Annotated in this window: 20 protein-coding genes; 10 read left to right on the top strand and 10 right to left on the bottom strand. The window is 62.0% G+C overall.

Features of this window, described 5'->3' with window-relative positions; all coding sequences use genetic code 11:
• The first annotated feature begins 8 nt into the window (after positions 1-8).
• Positions 9-323: a hypothetical protein gene (locus FZZ85_RS00100; protein ID WP_226411022.1), complete on the top strand. Its 315-nt coding sequence runs from the start codon at positions 9-11 to the stop codon at positions 321-323.
• A 107-nt stretch (positions 324-430) separates the two neighbouring features.
• A complete protein-coding gene (gene trxB, locus FZZ85_RS00095; RefSeq protein WP_226411019.1) occupies positions 431-1,813 on the top strand; it encodes a thioredoxin-disulfide reductase in 1,383 nt (460 codons plus the stop codon).
• 12 nt (positions 1,814-1,825) lie between these two features.
• Here the strand turns inward: trxB and infA are convergent, their stop codons facing one another.
• Positions 1,826-2,095: a translation initiation factor IF-1 gene (gene infA / locus FZZ85_RS00090; RefSeq protein ID WP_006041809.1), complete on the bottom strand. Its 270-nt coding sequence runs from the start codon at positions 2,093-2,095 to the stop codon at positions 1,826-1,828.
• A 201-nt stretch (positions 2,096-2,296) separates the two neighbouring features.
• Between infA and FZZ85_RS00085 the strand changes: the two genes are divergently transcribed.
• Positions 2,297-2,944 (top strand): pseudouridine synthase, encoded by a 648-nt coding sequence (locus tag FZZ85_RS00085; RefSeq protein WP_226411017.1) that lies wholly within the window; start codon positions 2,297-2,299, stop codon positions 2,942-2,944.
• Here FZZ85_RS00085 and FZZ85_RS00080 read toward each other — a convergent pair.
• The 5 genes from FZZ85_RS00080 to FZZ85_RS00060 are packed head-to-tail and all read right to left on the bottom strand — an operon-like array spanning position 2,892 to position 6,252.
• Positions 2,892-3,704 (bottom strand): methyltransferase domain-containing protein, encoded by an 813-nt coding sequence (locus FZZ85_RS00080; protein WP_226411015.1) that lies wholly within the window; start codon positions 3,702-3,704, stop codon positions 2,892-2,894. The two genes, FZZ85_RS00085 and FZZ85_RS00080, sit on opposite strands and share 53 nt — an antisense overlap.
• Complete coding sequence (locus FZZ85_RS00075; RefSeq protein WP_011364934.1) at positions 3,704-3,919, bottom strand: hypothetical protein; 216 nt, start codon at positions 3,917-3,919, stop codon at positions 3,704-3,706. Before FZZ85_RS00075 ends, FZZ85_RS00080 begins: the two co-directional genes overlap by 1 nt.
• A gap of 53 nt (positions 3,920-3,972) precedes the next feature.
• On the bottom strand, positions 3,973-4,935 hold the full coding sequence (locus tag FZZ85_RS00070) for an NAD(P)H-binding protein (protein WP_226411013.1): 963 nt from the start codon (positions 4,933-4,935) through the stop codon (positions 3,973-3,975).
• Positions 4,936-4,991: 56 nt separating this feature from the next.
• Positions 4,992-5,093 (bottom strand): cytochrome b6-f complex subunit PetM, encoded by a 102-nt coding sequence (gene petM / locus FZZ85_RS00065; RefSeq protein WP_011364936.1) that lies wholly within the window; start codon positions 5,091-5,093, stop codon positions 4,992-4,994.
• A gap of 28 nt (positions 5,094-5,121) precedes the next feature.
• Entirely contained in the window at positions 5,122-6,252 is a 1,131-nt protein-coding gene (locus FZZ85_RS00060) for a N2,N2-dimethylguanosine tRNA methyltransferase (RefSeq protein WP_226411011.1), read from the bottom strand.
• Between the two features lie 37 nt (positions 6,253-6,289).
• Between FZZ85_RS00060 and FZZ85_RS00055 the strand changes: the two genes are divergently transcribed.
• Together FZZ85_RS00055 and ilvN are read left to right on the top strand one after the other, a co-directional pair.
• A complete protein-coding gene (locus FZZ85_RS00055; RefSeq protein ID WP_226411009.1) occupies positions 6,290-7,255 on the top strand; it encodes an alpha/beta fold hydrolase in 966 nt (321 codons plus the stop codon).
• The gene (gene ilvN / locus FZZ85_RS00050; RefSeq protein WP_226411007.1) at positions 7,227-7,757 is read left to right on the top strand and encodes an acetolactate synthase small subunit; all 531 of its coding nucleotides are present in this window, start codon (positions 7,227-7,229) and stop codon (positions 7,755-7,757) included. Before FZZ85_RS00055 ends, ilvN begins: the two co-directional genes overlap by 29 nt.
• Before the next feature lie 2 nt (positions 7,758-7,759).
• Here ilvN and FZZ85_RS00045 read toward each other — a convergent pair whose 3' ends face one another.
• Positions 7,760-8,431, bottom strand: coding sequence for a peptidylprolyl isomerase (locus tag FZZ85_RS00045; protein WP_226411005.1), 672 nt, complete (start codon positions 8,429-8,431; stop codon positions 7,760-7,762).
• Positions 8,432-8,435: 4 nt separating this feature from the next.
• On the bottom strand, positions 8,436-8,972 hold the full coding sequence (locus tag FZZ85_RS00040; RefSeq protein ID WP_115009215.1) for a photosystem I assembly protein Ycf4: 537 nt from the start codon (positions 8,970-8,972) through the stop codon (positions 8,436-8,438).
• A 188-nt stretch (positions 8,973-9,160) separates the two neighbouring features.
• Between FZZ85_RS00040 and psbD the strand changes: the two genes are divergently transcribed.
• The 5 genes from psbD to cysK all read left to right on the top strand — a co-directional run bounded on the left by psbD (position 9,161) and on the right by cysK (position 15,374).
• Positions 9,161-10,216 (top strand): photosystem II D2 protein (photosystem q(a) protein), encoded by a 1,056-nt coding sequence (gene psbD, locus FZZ85_RS00035; RefSeq protein WP_006851499.1) that lies wholly within the window; start codon positions 9,161-9,163, stop codon positions 10,214-10,216.
• Complete coding sequence (psbC, locus tag FZZ85_RS00030; protein WP_226411002.1) at positions 10,200-11,588, top strand: photosystem II reaction center protein CP43; 1,389 nt, start codon at positions 10,200-10,202, stop codon at positions 11,586-11,588. The genes psbD and psbC overlap by 17 nt, the downstream gene beginning before the upstream one ends.
• Positions 11,589-11,697: 109 nt before the next feature.
• Complete coding sequence (locus FZZ85_RS00025; protein ID WP_226411000.1) at positions 11,698-12,840, top strand: PLP-dependent aspartate aminotransferase family protein; 1,143 nt, start codon at positions 11,698-11,700, stop codon at positions 12,838-12,840.
• Positions 12,837-14,291 carry a PLP-dependent transferase gene (locus FZZ85_RS00020; protein WP_226410998.1) on the top strand — a complete coding sequence of 485 codons (1,455 nt, stop codon included), beginning with the start codon at positions 12,837-12,839 and terminating at the stop codon, positions 14,289-14,291. The genes FZZ85_RS00025 and FZZ85_RS00020 overlap by 4 nt, the downstream gene beginning before the upstream one ends.
• Before the next feature lie 96 nt (positions 14,292-14,387).
• The gene (gene cysK / locus FZZ85_RS00015) at positions 14,388-15,374 is read left to right on the top strand and encodes a cysteine synthase A (protein ID WP_226410996.1); all 987 of its coding nucleotides are present in this window, start codon (positions 14,388-14,390) and stop codon (positions 15,372-15,374) included.
• 70 nt (positions 15,375-15,444) lie between these two features.
• Here cysK and queA read toward each other — a convergent pair whose 3' ends face one another.
• Both queA and FZZ85_RS00005 read right to left on the bottom strand, forming a co-directional pair.
• Entirely contained in the window at positions 15,445-16,545 is a 1,101-nt protein-coding gene (gene queA, locus FZZ85_RS00010; protein ID WP_226410994.1) for a tRNA preQ1(34) S-adenosylmethionine ribosyltransferase-isomerase QueA, read from the bottom strand.
• A gap of 12 nt (positions 16,546-16,557) precedes the next feature.
• Positions 16,558-17,561 (bottom strand): dihydrolipoamide acetyltransferase family protein (locus FZZ85_RS00005; protein WP_226410992.1); only part of this gene is annotated, 1,004 nt, incomplete at its 5' end.

Raw genomic sequence — 17,561 nt, 5'->3', positions numbered from 1 at the left:
ATGCGAATTTGTGCGAATGGACAGCCGAAAGGGCCCCCCGATCCGCCAACCTGATCTACATCGAGGAGATAGTCATGGACGCCGCAATGGAACGCCGGATCGTCGTTGCAACGGGCTGGGCATCCACTCGCATCGCAGTCCTGGACAAGGAAGAGCGCTATGAAGACAGTTATGCGATATCGCAAGAATTCTGTGAATGGATCACATGCATTGGCGAAAACGTTGAGATGCTTGAGGCCAATGTTTTGACTGTTCCGCGCAACCCAAGCAAACGACGCCCGATTCACGACCCCACCTCCAACGACTCACAAGTTGAAATCTGAATATTTTCTGAAATTCTTCTGAAACCCACTCATCCTTTTTTGAACCTTTTCTCACGCAGACTTCCGACAGGCCTCTAGAGTTAACTCATAGTCAGTTCGCTTAAGCGGTGGGTCAGACCGGTAACGATCACATCGAAAATCTGGTCATCGTTGGCTCAGGGCCAGCCGGTTACACAGCTGCTATCTATGCAGCACGAGCCAACCTGCAACCGCTTCTGATCACTGGATTTCAACGCGGCGGAATCCCTGGCGGTCAGTTGATGACCACCACCCATGTTGAGAATTTTCCGGGCTTCCCTGACGGTGTGCTCGGCCCCGACCTGATGGACTTAATGAAGTCCCAGGCGGTGCGGTGGGGAACCCACCTGCTGGAAGCGGATGCCGACAGCATTGATCTCAGCGCCAAGCCCTATTGCATTGAGGTTGAAGGACAGACCATCCGCACCCACGCCCTGGTGATTGCCACCGGCGCCAGTGCCAACCGTCTCCAACTGCCCTCGGAGGAAACCTTCTGGAGCAAAGGGATTAGCGCCTGCGCGATCTGTGACGGCGCCACACCTCAGTTCCGCAATGAGGAACTTGCCGTGGTGGGCGGCGGCGACTCCGCCTGTGAAGAGGCGGTGTATCTGACCAAATACGGAAGCCATGTGCATCTGGTGGTGCGCTCCGACAAACTCCGCGCCAGTGCCGCCATGGCTGATCGGGTGTTGGCCAACAAAGCGATCACGGTGCACTGGAACAGCGAGATCGATGACGTGAGCGGGGACGACTGGATGCAGTCGATGACCCTGCGCAATCGCGTTGAGGGCATCTCAACCACCCTCTCCGTCAAAGGCCTCTTTTATGCCATCGGACACACCCCAAACACCGATCTGCTTCAGGGGCAATTAGATCTGGACGGGAAGGGTTACCTGACAACTGAACCGGGACGTCCGGAAACGTCCATGGAAGGCGTCTTCGCGGCCGGGGATGTGGCCGATGCCGAATGGCGACAGGGCATCACCGCAGCTGGCAGTGGTTGCAAGGCGGCCTTGGCAGCGGAGCGCTGGCTGAGTCACCACAACCTGGCCACTCGGGTGCAGCGTGAGCAGGTGGAGCCGGCGGTGGCGGAACGTCCTGTGAATGTAGACGTAACCACAGAAGCCACCTACGACCCCCAAGGGCTGTGGCAGAAAGGAAGCTTTGCCCTGCGCAAGCTGTACCACGACAGCGCCAAGCCTCTTCTAGTGATTTACACCTCACCCAGCTGCGGGCCTTGCCACGTGCTGAAACCCCAGTTGCAGCGAGTGATTCAAGAACTTGATGGATCCGCCCAGGCCGTTGTCATCGACATCGAGGCCGATCAGGAGATCGCTGAACAGGCCGGAGTCAATGGCACACCCACTGTGCAGCTGTTCCACAACAAGTCCATGATGAAGCAGTGGCGCGGCGTAAAGCAGCGCAGTGAATTCAAAGCTGCCATTGAGGCTTGCCTTCAGGCTGCCGCCTGAGGGCAGCGGCCCTTAGCGACGGCGCGGTCCGCCGGGGCGATTGCCGCCGGGACGACCGCCAGGAGCACCGGCATTGCGCTCGCGGTAAGTGATTCGGCCGCGGGTGAGGTCGTAGGGGCTGATCTCCACTAGGACCTTGTCACCAGCAAGCAATTTGATCCGGAACTTGGTGAGCTTTCCAGCGGCTCTGCAGAGGCATTGGTGACCAGCAGGCTGCTCGAGGGTGACCAGATAGAACCCGTTGCCCTGTTCCTTCTCGATCACGCCCGAGGTTTCGATCATGCGCTGGTGGCCAGTTCTGTCTCGCTGGAGTCAGTTTAGAAGGCCACTTGCACCCCGCAGAGAGAACACAGCCCTTAGGCTCCAACGCCGACACACATCCTCCAGCCGTGATTCTCCCCCCGTTGAGCCTGGATCTCGGCCTGCTGCTGATCTCCATTGGCGTGGTCAACCTGTGGAGGATGCGCGAAAACGCAAGCTGACTTGACGACGCTGCTGCTGAACAAGCCCTTCGGGGTTTTGAGTCAATTCACGCCGGAAGAGGGAAGCCGCTGGCGTTGTCTGAGCGACTTTGTTGATGTGCCAGAGGTGTATGCCGCAGGACGCCTCGACGCCGACAGCGAGGGGCTGCTGATCCTCACCAACAACGGCCGACTGCAACAGCGCCTCACTGACCCTCGCTTTGGCCACTGGCGCAGCTACTGGGCGCAGGTGGAAGGAACCCCCAACACCAAGCAACTCCAACAGCTTCGCGATGGGGTTGTGGTTCAGGGGCGCCGCACCTTGCCTGCGAATGTGAACTGGCTTCAGGGTCAGGAGCAACCGCAGTTGCCCGACAGAACCCCTCCAATTCGTTACCGCGCTGCGATTCCCACCAGTTGGCTGCAGCTGTCCCTCACCGAGGGGCGCAACCGGCAAGTGCGCCGGATGACAGCTGCTGTTGGCCTACCAACGTTGCGATTGGTGCGCTGCTGCATCGACCTGATGGATAACGGTCCACCGCTGGACCTCGCGGGCCTTCAACCCGGTACTTGGCGTGCGGTGACGGCTGTCGAACAGGAACGGCTGACCCGCCTGATCAGCAGCAGCTCGAGCGCTGGGCCTCGGCGGGGAGGACGCCGACGAGGGTGACCGCCCGGAATTTAATGTCTTCCACCACACGCCAGGGCTGCTCACTCCGATCGGCGTAGCGAACTTGCTCAAAGCCAAGAGCTTCAAAGGCCTCCATGAAGGCCTCCTCTTGCCAGGCGCCGCTGATGCAGCCGCTCCAGAGATCCGGGTCCTGCTGCAACCGCAGGGGCACCACCTGATCGCAAACGATGTCGCTGATGGCGACGCGACCACCGGGGACCAGGACCCGGCGAATGTTGGCCAGAAGCCTGTCCCGTGCCGACGGGTTCACCAGGTTGAGCACACAGTTGCTCAGCACCACATCGATCGAACCATCAGCGATTAGGGGTTCACCTGTTGCCGTGAGGGCATCCAGGGCTTCGATGGCTCCATCAACAAAACGGACGTTGTCGAAGCCCACGGCTGAGGCAACAACCGGGATCGCTTCACGCGACAGGGCCAGCATGTCGGCGTTGCGGTCCACACCGATCACATGGCCGGATGCCCCGACGATTTGGCTACAGATGAAGGCGTTTTTGCCGCTGCCGCTGCCCAGGTCGAGCACGCAGTCCCCCTGCTTCACCCAACGGGTGGGATCACCACAGCCGTAATCACGGTCAATGACAGCTTCCGGAATCACCCTGAGCAGGGCAGGGTCGAAGCCGACCGGGGTGCAAAGGCAGGCTTCCTGCTCTTGGGCAGCAGCTCCATAGCGGGCTTCAACCGCCTGGGTTTGATCCAGAGACTGCGGCACTGGGGACGAACAACACGACTCCGCCATCAGCCGATTGCCTCCTGCAACTCACGCACCACATTCCACTGGCCGTACCAGTAGTTGGCCTCTGCCCGTCGGTCGGGATCAGCCATACCATCCACCGCATCGGGGCCCACCGACTTCCATAGCTCATGGCCGCAAACGCGGTTGAGGCCCTGTTCCGCCTCATCCGACAACAACTGCAGACGCCGCTGCAGATTTTTGAGCTGAGCGACAGCCATAAGGAAGGGATTAGTTAAGGCGATAGTACAAAAGAACCAAGAGGGATCAAGGTTCAGAAAGGCAGCTTTTTCTTCGCGTCCTTGTCAAGATCGGCTTCCATTTCGCGCAGGCGCTTCAGGATCGTGTCGTAGTACTCGCCGATGTAGCCCTCCATGTCCGTGGCCTCCGAGGCCTCAAGACCGAAGGCTGCATAGCTGTTTTGCATGGGGGCATCCAGGGTCTGACCGCTGCCGGTGACCTCAGCGAAAGCCAACCTCTCTGCCACGTTGACGGCGGGTTCAAAGAAGGACGCCACCCCCTGCATCAGGTTGATCAAGAAGGGCTGCACCCGGAACACACGGGCTGTCTTGCCACTGCAGCGTTCACAGAGCTGCACAAGCTCACCGGTGTTCCAGGCCTTGGGGCCTACAACCGGGTAGGTGCCGCGCACGGTCTCCTCCCGCTCGAGTGCCGCGACGGCAAAGCGGGCCATGTCCTGAGTGTTCATGTAGGCAATGGCCGTGGGGCTGCCACTGACCCACACGGTCTGGCTCTCCAGAACAGGAATGGCGAACTGACTGATCACCCCCTGCATGAAGGCGGCACCCTGCAGAATCGTGTAATCGAGATCCGAGGACTCCAGCAGCTTCTCCGTGCAGGCCTTGATGTCCATTAAGGGAACGTCGCGGTGCTGATGCGCACCCAACAGCGAGAGAAAAACAAAACGCTTCACCCCTGCCCGTTCACAGGCACGAAGCAGTTCGAGCTTTCCGTCCCAATCCGTTTCGTAGATGCTGCGAGGATCGTTGGGGCGACTGGTGGATGCATCAATCACGGCATCCATGCCCTCGAGGGCGTAATCGAGGCTGTCGGGTTCCAATAGGTCGCCCCGGGTCAGCTCACAACCCCATTCCTGAAGGAAGGCAGCTTTACGGGGCGTCCGCACCATGCAGCGCACTTGGTGGCCGGCATCAAGAGCACGACGGGCGATCTGTCGTCCCAGGGTGCCGGTGCCACCCACCACAAGCACTTGCATCGACGCCTTCCTTACGAAGAGGCGAGCCTAATGGCCCCCGCTTCGAAGCGACTGCTTCAGTCGTCGCCCTGCAGTTTCAGCAGCAGAGCACCACCAGCGAGGCCGACGGGAATCAAGACCCAGAAGATCGCAGCAGTTCCAAAAATCTCAGCAGCCATGTTCTGGGCAAAGCGATCACCCGCCCATTTAAATCCCTTCCCCCCGCAGGCTGGTGCAGATCTGTAACAGCTGCGGTAATTCAGCATCGGTTCGCACCTGCCCTGCCATGACGCCGCTGGCACTGGCGCGATAGCCCGCGGCCTGGAGCGCCTGCACCAATGGCCCCAGAGCTGGCGGCCCACCGATGCCCAGCCGCCGGGCCAGCTCATCTGTGGGCCAGACCGTGGGGCGATCTCCAGGATCCGCCTGCAGGCGCTGCATCAGCCGAAACGTGGCGGGGCTGATCTGCTGACGTCCCAGCTGTTGAGCATCGGCAAGCAGATGCTGCAACAGCTTCTGCTCCTGCAAGGGACCGATCCACAACGGGCCGCTGATGCTCCACCGCCCCTGTCCAGCTGCGCACTCACAGGCCGGCCAGCCGCTGAGCTTGAGCAGAGGCTGCACCCGTTGGGCACCACAGCTTTCGCAACGGGCCACAAGCCCAAGCTTCTTTTCATCGCCTGCTGGGATCTGGCGCCGCAGGCGCAGGGCCAGACGAAAGGTGCGGCCTTCACTGAAGCTGAACAGCGGCTGCAGTCCGCGCCCCAGCATCCAGGCTTGCCGCGCCACCAGCCCGATCTGCTGACGCAGGGCCATTTCCCAGCTGGAAGGGTGGGCGCGAGCGGCGGCTCCAAGGCTGCGGATTGCACCCGGCCGGTCATGGCCAGTGGGGGACCGGCCATCCGTGGAGGCCAGAAACAACAGGCCGTCGAAGCGAAGGGCCTGGAGCGCCGGCTGAATCAGAGGCCCAGGAGAGCCGAAGGCATCAAGGTCGATGAAATCGAACCAGTGGCGCTGAACAATCGAGCGGTGCAGCAGTAGGTCTGCGGCATCAGCCGTGAGCCGCGTTGAACAGCCCAGCCCCTGCACATTGGCCTGGATCAGGGGCAGCCGATCTGGATCCCCATCGTTGATCCAGAGCTGTGTCTCAACGGCCGGGTTGCCCAGCGCCTCCACCCCCCAGCGCAGGGCCCGGATCCCACAACCGGCCATCAGATCAAGCCAGCGCAGGGGCCGCGTGGCGTGAAGAATCTGGTGACGGGCAAGCAACACCGACAGGTCCCGGGCCGGACGCGACTCAGGCCTGAAAAAGCCTCGGCCAAGGCTGAGCTCAGCCAAACCTTCGCGATAGTGATGATCGGTTGAGGTCAGAAGGGTGCCACCTGCTGCTGTCCAGACTGCCGAGTGGGGTGTCCAGAGCACCTGGCCGTGGAGGGGCTGGCCCTGCCACTGGCGGGTCAGCGGCCCTGAAGCGGGCCCTGCCCTGCTGCTGTTGCACGGTTTCGGCGCTGCCAGCGGACACTGGCGCCACTGCGCGCCGCGTCTGGCTGATCAGGGCTGGCGGGTCTACAGCCTGGACCTGCTGGGATTCGGCCAATCCGCTCAGCCGGCGCGGCCGATGGACAACCGGCTCTGGGCACTACAGGTGTGCGCATTCCTCGATCAGGTGGTGCAGGGGCCAGCGGTGGTGATCGGCAATTCCCTAGGGGGCCTAACAGCGCTCACCGCCGCGGTGTTGGCACCGAACCAGGTGCGGGCGGTTGTCGCCGCGCCCCTACCGGACCCTGCCCTGATTCAACCGCTGCCGAAACGACGGGCTCCCTGGCGGCGGCGTTGGCAGCGGCGCCTAATCGGACTGGTGCTGCACTTGCTTCCGCTTGAGCTTGTGGTGCCCTTGATCGCACGCACTGGCTTACTCAAAACCGGGCTTCAGGGGGCCTACTGGCAGTCGATCCAATCCGACTCGGAGCTGCTGCAGCTGATCGCCCGTCCTGCCCGGCGCCCTACAGCCGCCCGGGCTCTGCGGGGCATGAGCCTGGGCATGGCCAACCGTCCACGTGGCGCTACAGCCCCTGCACTGCTCGAACAACTGCAGGCACCCATGCTGCTGATCTGGGGCCGCCAGGATCGGTTTGTGCCCCTGGCTATCGGCGAATCCGTGGCCGCCAGTTACTCCGAACTCGAGCTGAAGGTGCTGGATCGCTGCGGTCACTGCCCCCACGACGAAGCGCCCGATCGCTTCCTGGCTGTGTTGTTGCCCTGGCTGGACCGTAACTTGGGAGGACCAGACCGGCAGGGGACAACCAGCGGCGATGAAACACACCCTTTCGGTGGTGGTTGAGGACGAATCCGGCGCACTCAGCCGGATAGCAGGACTCTTCGCCCGACGCGGCTTCAACATCGACAGCCTGGCGGTCGGCCCAGCAGAGGCCGAGGGGCAGTCGCGCCTGACCATGGTGGTGGAGGGCGATGACCAGACGCTCCAGCAGATGACCAAACAGCTGGACAAGCTGGTGAATGTGCTTCAGGTCCTCGACCTGACCCAGCGCCCGGCCGTGGAGCGGGAACTGATGCTGCTCAAAGTTTCAGCACCGGCAGCATCCCGGGGCGCAGTGATCGAACTCGTTCAGGTGTTCAGGGCCAAGGTGGTGGACGTGGCCGATGAAGCCCTGACCCTGGAAGTGGTGGGGGATCCCGGAAAACTGGTGGCGCTTGAACGGTTGATGGCCCCCTTCGGCATCCTGGAAATCGCCCGCACCGGCAAGGTAGCCCTTGAGCGAGCCTCAGGCGTGAACACGGAAATGCTCAAAGTGTCTCCAAGCCAGAACCGCGTGCCGGCCTGAGTTCACTGATTTAATGCAGCACCGGTAATGCGATCCCCTTGCCGGATCGCATCCACCACTTCCATGCCATCCACGACACGTCCGAAGACGGCGTAACGACCGTCGAGTTCCGGCAAGGGACGCAATGCCACATAGAACTGAGCGCTGGCCGAGTCAGGAGCCTGGGAGCGGGCCATTGCCACCGCCCCACGCTCATGGGGCAACTCCAGACCATCAAGTTCGGCAGGGTTGGTGCTGACCCTGCTGTAACGGGGCTGCGGCTCGGATCGGAACTTGATCTCAAGCGGGATCATCCGCGCCTGACCGTTATCTGGATCCACAAAGCTGCCAGTGCCGAGCTGCCCCAGGGGAACCGATCTATCACTGGATTGTGGATCGCCCCCCTGCACCACGAAGGGGACGGGCTCGCGAACAACGCGGTGGAACATCGTTCCGTCATAGGTGCCGCGCCGCACCAGATCAATGAAATTGCCGGAGGTGAGGGGAGCGGCATCGCCGTTCACTTCAATTGTGAACTCGCCCTGGCTCGTCTGCATGGTGACGGTGGCCAGCCCCTGCAGGCAGGCCGCCTGAGCATCGGCACAACCCGTCACCACCGAAGCGCGCGGGGATGGGCTGCAACTCACCAACAACGGGATGAGCAGCAGCAAAGTCCAGGAACGAAGACGACGCATCGGATCAAAGGCCCTCAAGGTTGACGCCCAGAAAGCGAGCCAGTTCAGCACCGTCCTTCTCCAGCTGCGCCAAAGGGAGCGGTTCACCAACGCGGGTGAGCGGCATGTCGCGGCGTCCCTGGATTCTCAGGGCGACACGGCGGCGCGCATTGAAGCCATCGCGCACCTCAACCTTCACCGCCTTGACGTCTTTAAGAGGAATTTCCACCAGAACGGGTTTGCGAAAACCACGTCTACTAATGGTCACCACGCCGGCATCCTTGTCGAAGCGATTGCTGCCGCCACCAACGTTCACAGCGATCACATACCAGAGGTAGGTGGCCAGCAAGGCCGCAGCAAGGCTGTACAAGCCCATCACCAGGCCCTGGGGGACAAACACCAGCGCAGCGGGGTGCCCCAGAGGGAGCAGGTCGCGCCCGAGGTAACTCGACAGCGAAGCCAGGAGGAAGCCCACGCCCCCAATTGTGACGGCCGAGGCCACCAGAAAATTCGAGAGACGACGGGAGCCGAGCACAGGTTGCTCAAGCACTGCTGCGGACATGAGCCAGCCAGAACGAAGCGCCATTGTGACCGCAGAAAGGCCCCGACGACGGAATAGGAAAAAATCCCTAAGAAACAGAGCGATACAGCGGGTTTCAGCTCACGCAAATCAGCCCCGCAGGTCGAGTGAAGATTGTTAAGGTCGCGGCGTATCCCACAGCCTGCGGCTTTCCGCACCGTTCACTTCTCATGACGATCGCTGTAGGACGCGCGCCACAGCGGGGATGGTTTGACGTCCTCGATGACTGGCTCAAGCGCGACCGCTTCGTTTTTGTCGGCTGGTCCGGCATCCTTCTTCTCCCAACGGCCTATCTGGCCATCGGTGGCTGGCTGACAGGCACCACCTTTGTCACCTCTTGGTACACCCACGGCATTGCCTCCTCGTACCTGGAAGGTTGCAACTTCCTCACCGCTGCTGTGTCTACCCCCGCTGATGCGATGGGCCACAGCTTGCTGCTGCTCTGGGGCCCTGAAGCCCAGGGCGACTTCGTTCGCTGGTGTCAGCTCGGCGGCCTCTGGGCCTTCGTGGCCCTGCACGGCGCCTTCGCACTGATCGGCTTCATGCTTCGTCAGTTCGAGATCGCTCGTCTAGTCGGCATCCGCCCCTACAACGCCATCGCCTTCTCCGGCCCTATCGCGGTGTTCGTCAGCGTCTTCCTGATGTACCCCCTCGGCCAGAGCAGCTGGTTCTTCGCACCCTCCTTCGGTGTGGCTGCGATTTTCCGCTTCCTTCTCTTCCTCCAGGGCTTCCACAACTGGACCCTGAACCCCTTCCACATGATGGGCGTTGCCGGCATCCTCGGCGGTGCACTGCTCTGCGCCATTCACGGCGCCACCGTGGAAAACACCCTGTTTGAGGACGGTGAGCAGGCCAATACCTTCAAGGCGTTCGAGCCCACTCAGGAAGAAGAGACCTATTCCATGGTCACCGCCAACCGCTTCTGGAGTCAGATCTTCGGTATCGCCTTCTCCAACAAGCGCTGGCTGCACTTCTTCATGCTGTTTGTGCCTGTGATGGGCCTGTGGACCAGCTCCATCGGCATCATCGGCCTGGCCCTCAACCTGCGCGCCTATGACTTCGTGTCACAGGAAATCCGCGCTGCAGAAGATCCCGAATTTGAGACCTTCTACACCAAGAACATCCTTCTGAATGAAGGTCTGCGTGCCTGGATGGCACCGGCTGACCAGCCGCACGAAAACTTCGTCTTCCCTGAAGAGGTTCTGCCCCGTGGTAACGCTCTCTAATCCCGGTCTTGGCGCCACTGGCGGCAAAGACCTCTCCTCCACCGGGTATGCCTGGTGGTCTGGCAACGCCCGTCTGATCAACCTGTCCGGCCGTCTGCTTGGTGCCCACGTGGCCCACGCTGGTCTGATGGTGTTCTGGGCCGGCGCAATGATGCTGTTCGAGGTGAGCCACTTCACCTTCGACAAGCCCATGTATGAGCAGGGCTTCATCTGCATGCCCCACGTCGCCACCCTTGGCTACGGCGTGGGCCCCGGCGGTGAGGTCACTGATCTCTTCCCGTTCTTCGTGGTCGGTGTTCTGCACCTGATCAGTTCCGCCGTGCTCGGCCTCGGCGGCCTCTATCACGCCCTGCGTGGTCCTGAGATTTTGGAGAATTATTCCTCCTTCTTCTCTCAGGACTGGCGTGACAAGAATCAGATGACCAACATCATTGGTTATCACCTGATTCTTCTGGGCGTCGGCTGCCTGCTTCTGGTCTTTAAGGCCATGTTCTTCGGCGGCGTCTACGACACTTGGGCCCCCGGTGGCGGTGACGTCCGCATGATCACCAACCCGACCCTCGATCCGGGTGTGATCTTCGGCTACCTGTTCCGCGCTCCCTTCGGTGGCGAGGGTTGGATCATCGGTGTGAACTCCATGGAGGACATCATCGGTGGCCACATCTGGCTGGGTCTGACCCTTATTTTCGGTGGCATCTGGCACGCCATCACCAAGCCCTTCGGCTGGGTGCGTCGCGCCTTCATCTGGAACGGTGAGGCCTACCTGAGCTACAGCCTTGGCGCTCTGAGCTTCATGAGTTTCATCGCTTCGGCCTACATCTGGTTCAACAACACCGCCTATCCCTCCGAGTTCTGGGGCCCCACCAACGCTGAGGCATCCCAGGCTCAGAGCTTCACCTTCCTGGTGCGTGACCAGCGCCTCGGCGCCAACATCGGTTCCGCCATGGGCCCCACCGGCCTTGGTAAGTACCTGATGCGTTCACCCACCGGTGAAATCATCTTTGGCGGTGAAACCATGCGCTTCTGGGACTTCCGTGGTCCCTGGCTGGAGCCCCTGCGTGGCCCCAACGGTCTCAGCCTCGACAAGCTGCAGAACGACATTCAGCCCTGGCAAGTGCGCCGTGCGGCTGAGTACATGACCCACGCTCCCAACGCCTCGATCAACTCTGTGGGCGGCATCATCACCGAGCCCAACTCGGTGAACTACGTGAACCTTCGCCAGTGGCTGGGTGCAACGCAGTTTGTGCTTGCCTTCTTCTTCCTGGTTGGTCACCTCTGGCACGCCGGCCGCGCTCGCGCTGCTGCTGCTGGTTTCGAGAAAGGCATCGACCGCAAGGCTGAGCCTGTGCTCGGCATGCCCGACCTCGACTGATCCTGAGGTTCAATCCAAGCGATCGTCATCAACCCCCGCCATACGGCGGGGGTTTTTTATTGGGATGGAAGAGGCGATTTCTTAGCCTGTCCGAATCGATGGATCGTCCGTGAACACAGGTCTGAACACCCGGGTGATCCACCACGGCGACAGTTTTGCGGGAGACACCGGCACGGTGATGCCGCCGATCTTCCCCACCAGCACCTTTGCCCATGGCAACGCTGGCGGGTTCGACTACACCCGCTCCGGCAACCCCAACTTCCGCATCCTGGATGGGGTACTCGCCTCGGTTGAAGGCTGCGACCACGCCACCGTGTTTGCCTCCGGCGTCAGCGCCATCACCGCTGTGGTCTCCCAACTGAAACAGGGCGATCTGGTGCTCTGCGAAGAGAACCTCTACGGCTGCACCGTGCGTCTGTTCGAGCAGGTGTTCGCCAAATTCGGATTGAAAACCGCTTGGGTGGACTTCACCCAGCCGGCCGCACTGGAGCAGATCCAAGCCCAGAAGCCAGCGATGGTGTGGCTTGAGAGCCCCACCAACCCACTGCTTAAGGTGATCGACCTGGAGGCGGTCTGCGCCCTCACCCAAGCCCTCGGCATCCCCGTGGTGGTCGACAACACCTTCGCCACCGCCCTGGTGCAGCGCCCCCTGGATCTGGGCGCCACCCTCTCGCTCACCAGCACGACCAAATACATCAACGGCCACTCCGATGCCCTCGGTGGAGCCGTGTGCACCAACGATCCCGAGTGGCACAAGAAGATGGTGTTCTCCCAGAAGGCCCTGGGACTGCAGCCCTCACCCTTTGATTGCTGGCTGATCACGCGAGGCATCAAGACCCTGCCGCTGCGGCTCAAACAGCAGATGGCCAATGCCGCGGCCCTGGCCGATCAACTGGCGGGGCACGCCAAAGTGAACTGGGTGCGTTATCCGCACCGCAGTGATCACCCGCAGCATCAGGTGGCGACCCGTCAAATGCGCGCCGGTGGAGCGATCGTGACGGTGAGCTTCAACGCCAGCCAGGAGCAGACCTATGCCCTCTGCAAACAATTGCGCTGGTTCACCATGGCTGAAAGCCTGGGTGGCATCGAAAGCCTGATCTGCCACCCCGCCACCATGACCCACGCCGCGGTGTCAGCCGAGGTAAAAGCCAAGCTGGGCATTGACGACGGCCTGGTGCGCTTCTCGATGGGCTGCGAAGACCTCGCCGATCTGCAGGCCGATCTTGACCAGGCCCTGGAGCTTCTGGCGTGAGTCCCCGCAATCTGCTGAGCGATCCGGCCTGGCAGGGCTCTGATCTCGGCCGTCCCCTGCCCGACTCCCCCCATGCGGTGTCTGTAGCGCTGCCGCGCTGGCGCGATGTGATCGCCTACGAGGAAAAGGATCCGGCCTGCCGCGATGCCCTGCAGACGATCTATCCCCGCTTCGGCCTGCATCCGCTGATCCGAGAACTGGTTCAGCCATCGGAGCTTGCAAGCACCACTGTCTGGCCCTACCCAACCGAAGCCGCTGCCCTGGCAGCCCTGGCCCACTGCCAACGCAAGGCACCGGACGGCCACTGCGAGTTGATCGTCATTGCAGGCGTGTCCTGCCTGCGCAGCGATGCAGCGGCCAGCCCCCATGCCAAAGCGTTCTGGCAGCACACCGGCCTGGGGCTCTCCTCCCGCCAGGCAGCCATCGCCTTGGGGAAAGAGGCGGCCCCCAGCAGTGAATCCGGCGAAGCGGCCCGCGGGGTTATTCGAGAGCGCCTGGCTGGCATCCATGGCGTCGATGCCCAACAGATCAGCCTGCATCCGGCGGGAATGGCCGGCCTGCATGCAGCGCTCAGCGCCATCCAAACGCTGCGGCCGAGTCGTCCCACGCTGCAGCTGGGCTTTCCCTACGTGGATGTGCTGAAGCAGCCGCGCGTGGTGTTTCACGGTGGCGAGCTGTTGCAACCGCAGACCCTCACCGAGGTGGAAGCGGCGCTGGATCGGCTCCAGCCGGCGGCGGTGATCGTGGAGCTGCCGAGCAATCCGCTGCTGCGCTGCATGGACCTGCCAGGCGTCTCGGCCTTGGCCCGCAACCGCGGCATTCCGGTGATTGCCGATGACACGATCGGCACCGGCATCAACCTCAATGCCGTGCCCTATGCCGATCTGATCTTCACCTCACTCACCAAGAGCTTCGCGGGCCGCGGTGATGTGATGGCCGGCAGTGTTCTGGTGAGTCCGCAGTCGCCCTGGGCGGCCTCCCTGCTGAAGGCGGTTCCCAGCATCACCCCGCTAAGCGATGCCGATGCCATCGCCCTGGAGATTGCCAGCCGGGATGTGATCCAGCGGGTGCCACAACTAGATGCCAACGCTCTGGTGCTGGCGGAACGGCTCGAGGCCCACCCAGACGTGCGACGGGTGCTGCATCCGAAAAGCTGCCCCAACTTCCGCGCTTTGATGCGAAGAGGAGCTGGCCATGGCTGCCTGCTCTCCTTTGAACTGAAGGGTGGCCAAGAGCAGTCCAAGCGGGTTTACGACGTGCTTCGGATCAGCAAAGGGCCCAGTCTTGGCACCGATTTCAGCCTGGTGTGCCCGTACACCCAGTTGGCCCACTACGACGAACTGAGCTGGGCAGAACAGTGCGGAGTGCCGGCTCATCTGCTGCGAGTTTCGGTGGGTCTGGAAGACCCCGACGCGCTATGGATGCGGTTTAAGCAAGCGTTTGCTGACTGAGAGACCGGTAAGACTCTGAAAAAGCCCTTAACAACCGGATGAGGAGAGGCTTTTGATCATTAGTTTGTTTACTTCGGGCCCCTCTACATCAGCTCCATGTCCCGCATTTACGACGACAACAGTCAGGCCATTGGCAACACCCCGCTGGTCAAGCTGAACAACGTCACCAAAAACTGCAAGGCCACCGTGCTGGCCAAGGTTGAGGGGCGCAACCCCGCTTACAGCGTCAAGTGCCGGATCGGCGCCAACATGATTTGGGACGCTGAAAAAAGCGGAAAGCTCACCAAAGGCAAGGTGATTGTTGAGCCCACCTCCGGCAACACCGGCATCGCTCTGGCCTTCACCGCCGCTGCCCGCGGTTACAAGCTGATCCTGACGATGCCCGAGTCGATGTCGATCGAGCGGCGTCGGGTGATGGCCGTGCTCGGGGCTGAACTAATCCTCACCGAAGCCGCCAAGGGCATGCCCGGTGCGATTGCCAAGGCCAAGGAAATCGCTGAAAGCGATCCGGCCAAATACTTCATGCCCGGCCAATTCGACAATCCCGCCAACCCCGAAATCCACTTCAAGACCACCGGTCCTGAAATCTGGAACGACTGCGATGGCGCCATTGATGTGCTTGTGGCCGGCGTCGGCACCGGTGGCACCATCACCGGCGTCTCCCGCTACATCAAAAATGAAGCGGGCAAGGCGATCGAAGCCGTGGCCGTTGAACCGACCAACAGCCCGGTGATCACCCAGACCATGAACGGTGAAGCCGTCAAACCCGGTCCCCACAAGATTCAGGGCATCGGTGCTGGCTTCATCCCCAAAAACCTCGACCTCTCCGTGGTCGACAAGGTGGAGCAGGTGACCAACGAGGAGTCCGTAGCCATGGCTCTGCGCCTGGCCCAGGAGGAAGGCCTGTTGGTGGGCATCTCTTGCGGTGCCGCCGCTGCCGCAGCGATTCGTCTGGCGGAAAAAGATGAGTACGCCGGTAAAACCATCGTGGTGGTGCTGCCCGACTTGGCTGAGCGTTACCTCTCCTCAGTGATGTTCGCCGAGGTGCCGACCGGCATCATCGAGCAACCCGTCACAGCCTGATCGTTTCCAGCAGGCAGATCTGGAGCCCCGTCCTTGACGGGGCTTTTTTTATGGCATCACCATTAAGGCCTCAACGTGCCGGTGGGCGGGCCTGGGGCTGAACCGCCGCCGCATCAATCCACATGGCATCGCCATAGGAGAAAAAGCGGTAGCTCCTCTCGATCGCTTCGGCATACAGCTTCAGCAGAGTTTCCCGGCCGATCAGGGCACTGACCAACAGCAGCAGGGAGCTTTTGGGCAGATGAAAGTTGGTGAGCAAGGCTTGAGTCACCTTGAACTGATAACCCGGCTGAATCACCAGATCCACCGGCCCTGTGTAGGGCTTAAGAACACCGCCATGCGCGTGAGCGGCTCCCTCCAGAGCTCGAACACTGGTGGTGCCCACCGCAATCACACGGCCTCGGCAAGCCTGCACCGCCTTCACCACAGCGGGGCTGACATCGACCCATTCACTGTGCAACTCCAAGGCGGTAAGGTCCTCCGTTTCAACAGGGCGAAAGGTACCGAGGCCCACATGCAGGGTGATCCGGGCCAGCTCCACTCCTTTCTGCTGCAAGCCCGCCAGTAATTCATCGCTGAAGTGCAACCCCGCCGTCGGGGCAGCCACCGCACCGGGGCGATCGGCATAGCGGGTCTGATAACGCTGACTGTCGCTGGGATCGTGCCGTTCGATATAGGGCGGTAAAGGCACTTCGCCCACGTCATTGAGCAGGCCCTCAATGGTTTCGGCATCCCTGCAATCACTGGGAAACTGCACCACCCTTCCACCACTGGCGGGATCTTCCGCGAGCACCTTCAAGCTGATCGAGGTGCCATCAATCGTGAGGTTATCGCCGGGCCGCATGCGCTTGGCAGGGCGGGCCAGACACAGCCAGCGACCCTCACCCCGTGGCTCCAGCACCAGTAACTCGGACAGCCCTCCCCCGGAACGGCGCACCGCCAGACGGGCCTTCAGCACTCGGGTGTCGTTCACCACCAGCAGATCACCGGGCTGCAGCTGCTTCATCAGATCCCACACCTGGCCGTGAGCTGCTTCCGGTGATGGCTCCCCCTGGGGCGGAACCATCAACAACCGAGCGCTGTGCCGGGGCTCGACCGGAGCCTGGGCGATGCGCTCGGACGGCAGAGGGTAGTCGTAGCTGCTGAGTTGAAGGTCCCTGGGGTCAGGCACGCGAGCGACCGATCAGAGCGCCAGGCTTTCGGGACGGCTCTCGATCAGCGCAGCGAGATCCTTCAGGAATGCTGCGCCGTCTGCGCCGTAAATCACCCGGTGATCCGCCGTCAGATTGACCTGCATCTGACGCTTGACGGCGATGGACCCGTCCTTGTTCGCCACCACTGTTGGGCGTGATGCGGCGACGGCAAGGATGGCCCCGGTGCCTGGGGGGAGGATCGCATCGAAGCGATCAACACCGAACATGCCGAGGTTGGAGAGGGTGAAGGTGCCCGTGGAGTACTCCTCCGGCTGCAGCTGCTTGCTACGAGAGCGCTTGACCAGATCACCCCACTGACGCGACATCTCATAGAGATCGGTGCGGTCGGCATTGCGTAGCACCGGCGTAATCAAGCCACCGTCTTCCATCGCCACCGCGACAGCCACATTCACATCGGCCGGATAGGTCATACCAGCGGGTGTGGTGGCGGCATTCACCTGGGGGTGACGCGCCAGGGTGACGGCCACAGCCTTGGCAAGCAGCGCCGTCATCGTGACGCCTTTGGGCTTCACCTGTTTGTAGAAGGCATCCAGCTTGTCGGTGGTGATGGTGTAGCCGACGCGGAAGCAGGGAACCGCCAGGCTCGCCTCCATGTTTTTGTTCACCGCACCCTGCAGGGTGTTGAAGGCCACGGTCTCGCCGGGCCGCCCGAAGCTGTTGCCAGCCGGAGTGGCTGGGGCTGCTGCTGCTGCTGCGCCTACCGCAGAAGCCGCGGGGGCTGTTCCTTCCGCCACCCGGGGCACGGAGATGGGCTGCCCGGAGGCTTGCTCAACGTCCTCTGCCTGAATCCGGCCATGGGGGCCACTTCCACGCACCGTGGCCAAGTCAACTCCCATCTGGGAGGCCAGCTTTTTGGCCCTAGGGGTCGCCACGATGCGGCCATTGTCCACCACCGGTGCCGACGGTGCTGGGGCGGCGACAGGAGCCGGAGTCGGCGCAGAGGTCGGGGCTGGGGCCTGGACTGCAGCTGGGG

The sequence above is a fragment of the Synechococcus sp. MU1642 genome, from assembly GCF_020514115.1.
GTDB lineage: Bacteria > Cyanobacteriota > Cyanobacteriia > PCC-6307 > Cyanobiaceae > Parasynechococcus.
This window is presented reverse-complemented; position numbering and strand designations above follow the sequence as displayed.

Excerpts from the sequence above, each read along its gene's own strand:
- FZZ85_RS00075 (WP_011364934.1), bottom strand. The coding sequence starts at position 3,919 with ATGGCTGTCGCTCAGCTCAAAAATCTGCAGCGGCGTCTGCAGTTGTTG.
- FZZ85_RS00070 (WP_226411013.1), bottom strand. The coding sequence starts at position 4,935 with ATGCAAGTGCTTGTGGTGGGTGGCACCGGCACCCTGGGACGACAGATC.
- psbD (WP_006851499.1), top strand. The coding sequence starts at position 9,161 with ATGACGATCGCTGTAGGACGCGCGCCACAGCGGGGATGGTTTGACGTC.
- petM (WP_011364936.1), bottom strand. The coding sequence starts at position 5,093 with ATGGCTGCTGAGATTTTTGGAACTGCTGCGATCTTCTGGGTCTTGATT.
- infA (WP_006041809.1), bottom strand. The coding sequence starts at position 2,095 with ATGATCGAAACCTCGGGCGTGATCGAGAAGGAACAGGGCAACGGGTTC.
- FZZ85_RS00045 (WP_226411005.1), bottom strand. The coding sequence starts at position 8,431 with ATGCGTCGTCTTCGTTCCTGGACTTTGCTGCTGCTCATCCCGTTGTTG.
- ilvN (WP_226411007.1), top strand. The coding sequence starts at position 7,227 with ATGAAACACACCCTTTCGGTGGTGGTTGAGGACGAATCCGGCGCACTC.
- FZZ85_RS00040 (WP_115009215.1), bottom strand. The coding sequence starts at position 8,972 with ATGTCCGCAGCAGTGCTTGAGCAACCTGTGCTCGGCTCCCGTCGTCTC.
- FZZ85_RS00080 (WP_226411015.1), bottom strand. The coding sequence starts at position 3,704 with ATGGCGGAGTCGTGTTGTTCGTCCCCAGTGCCGCAGTCTCTGGATCAA.
- cysK (WP_226410996.1), top strand. The coding sequence starts at position 14,388 with ATGTCCCGCATTTACGACGACAACAGTCAGGCCATTGGCAACACCCCG.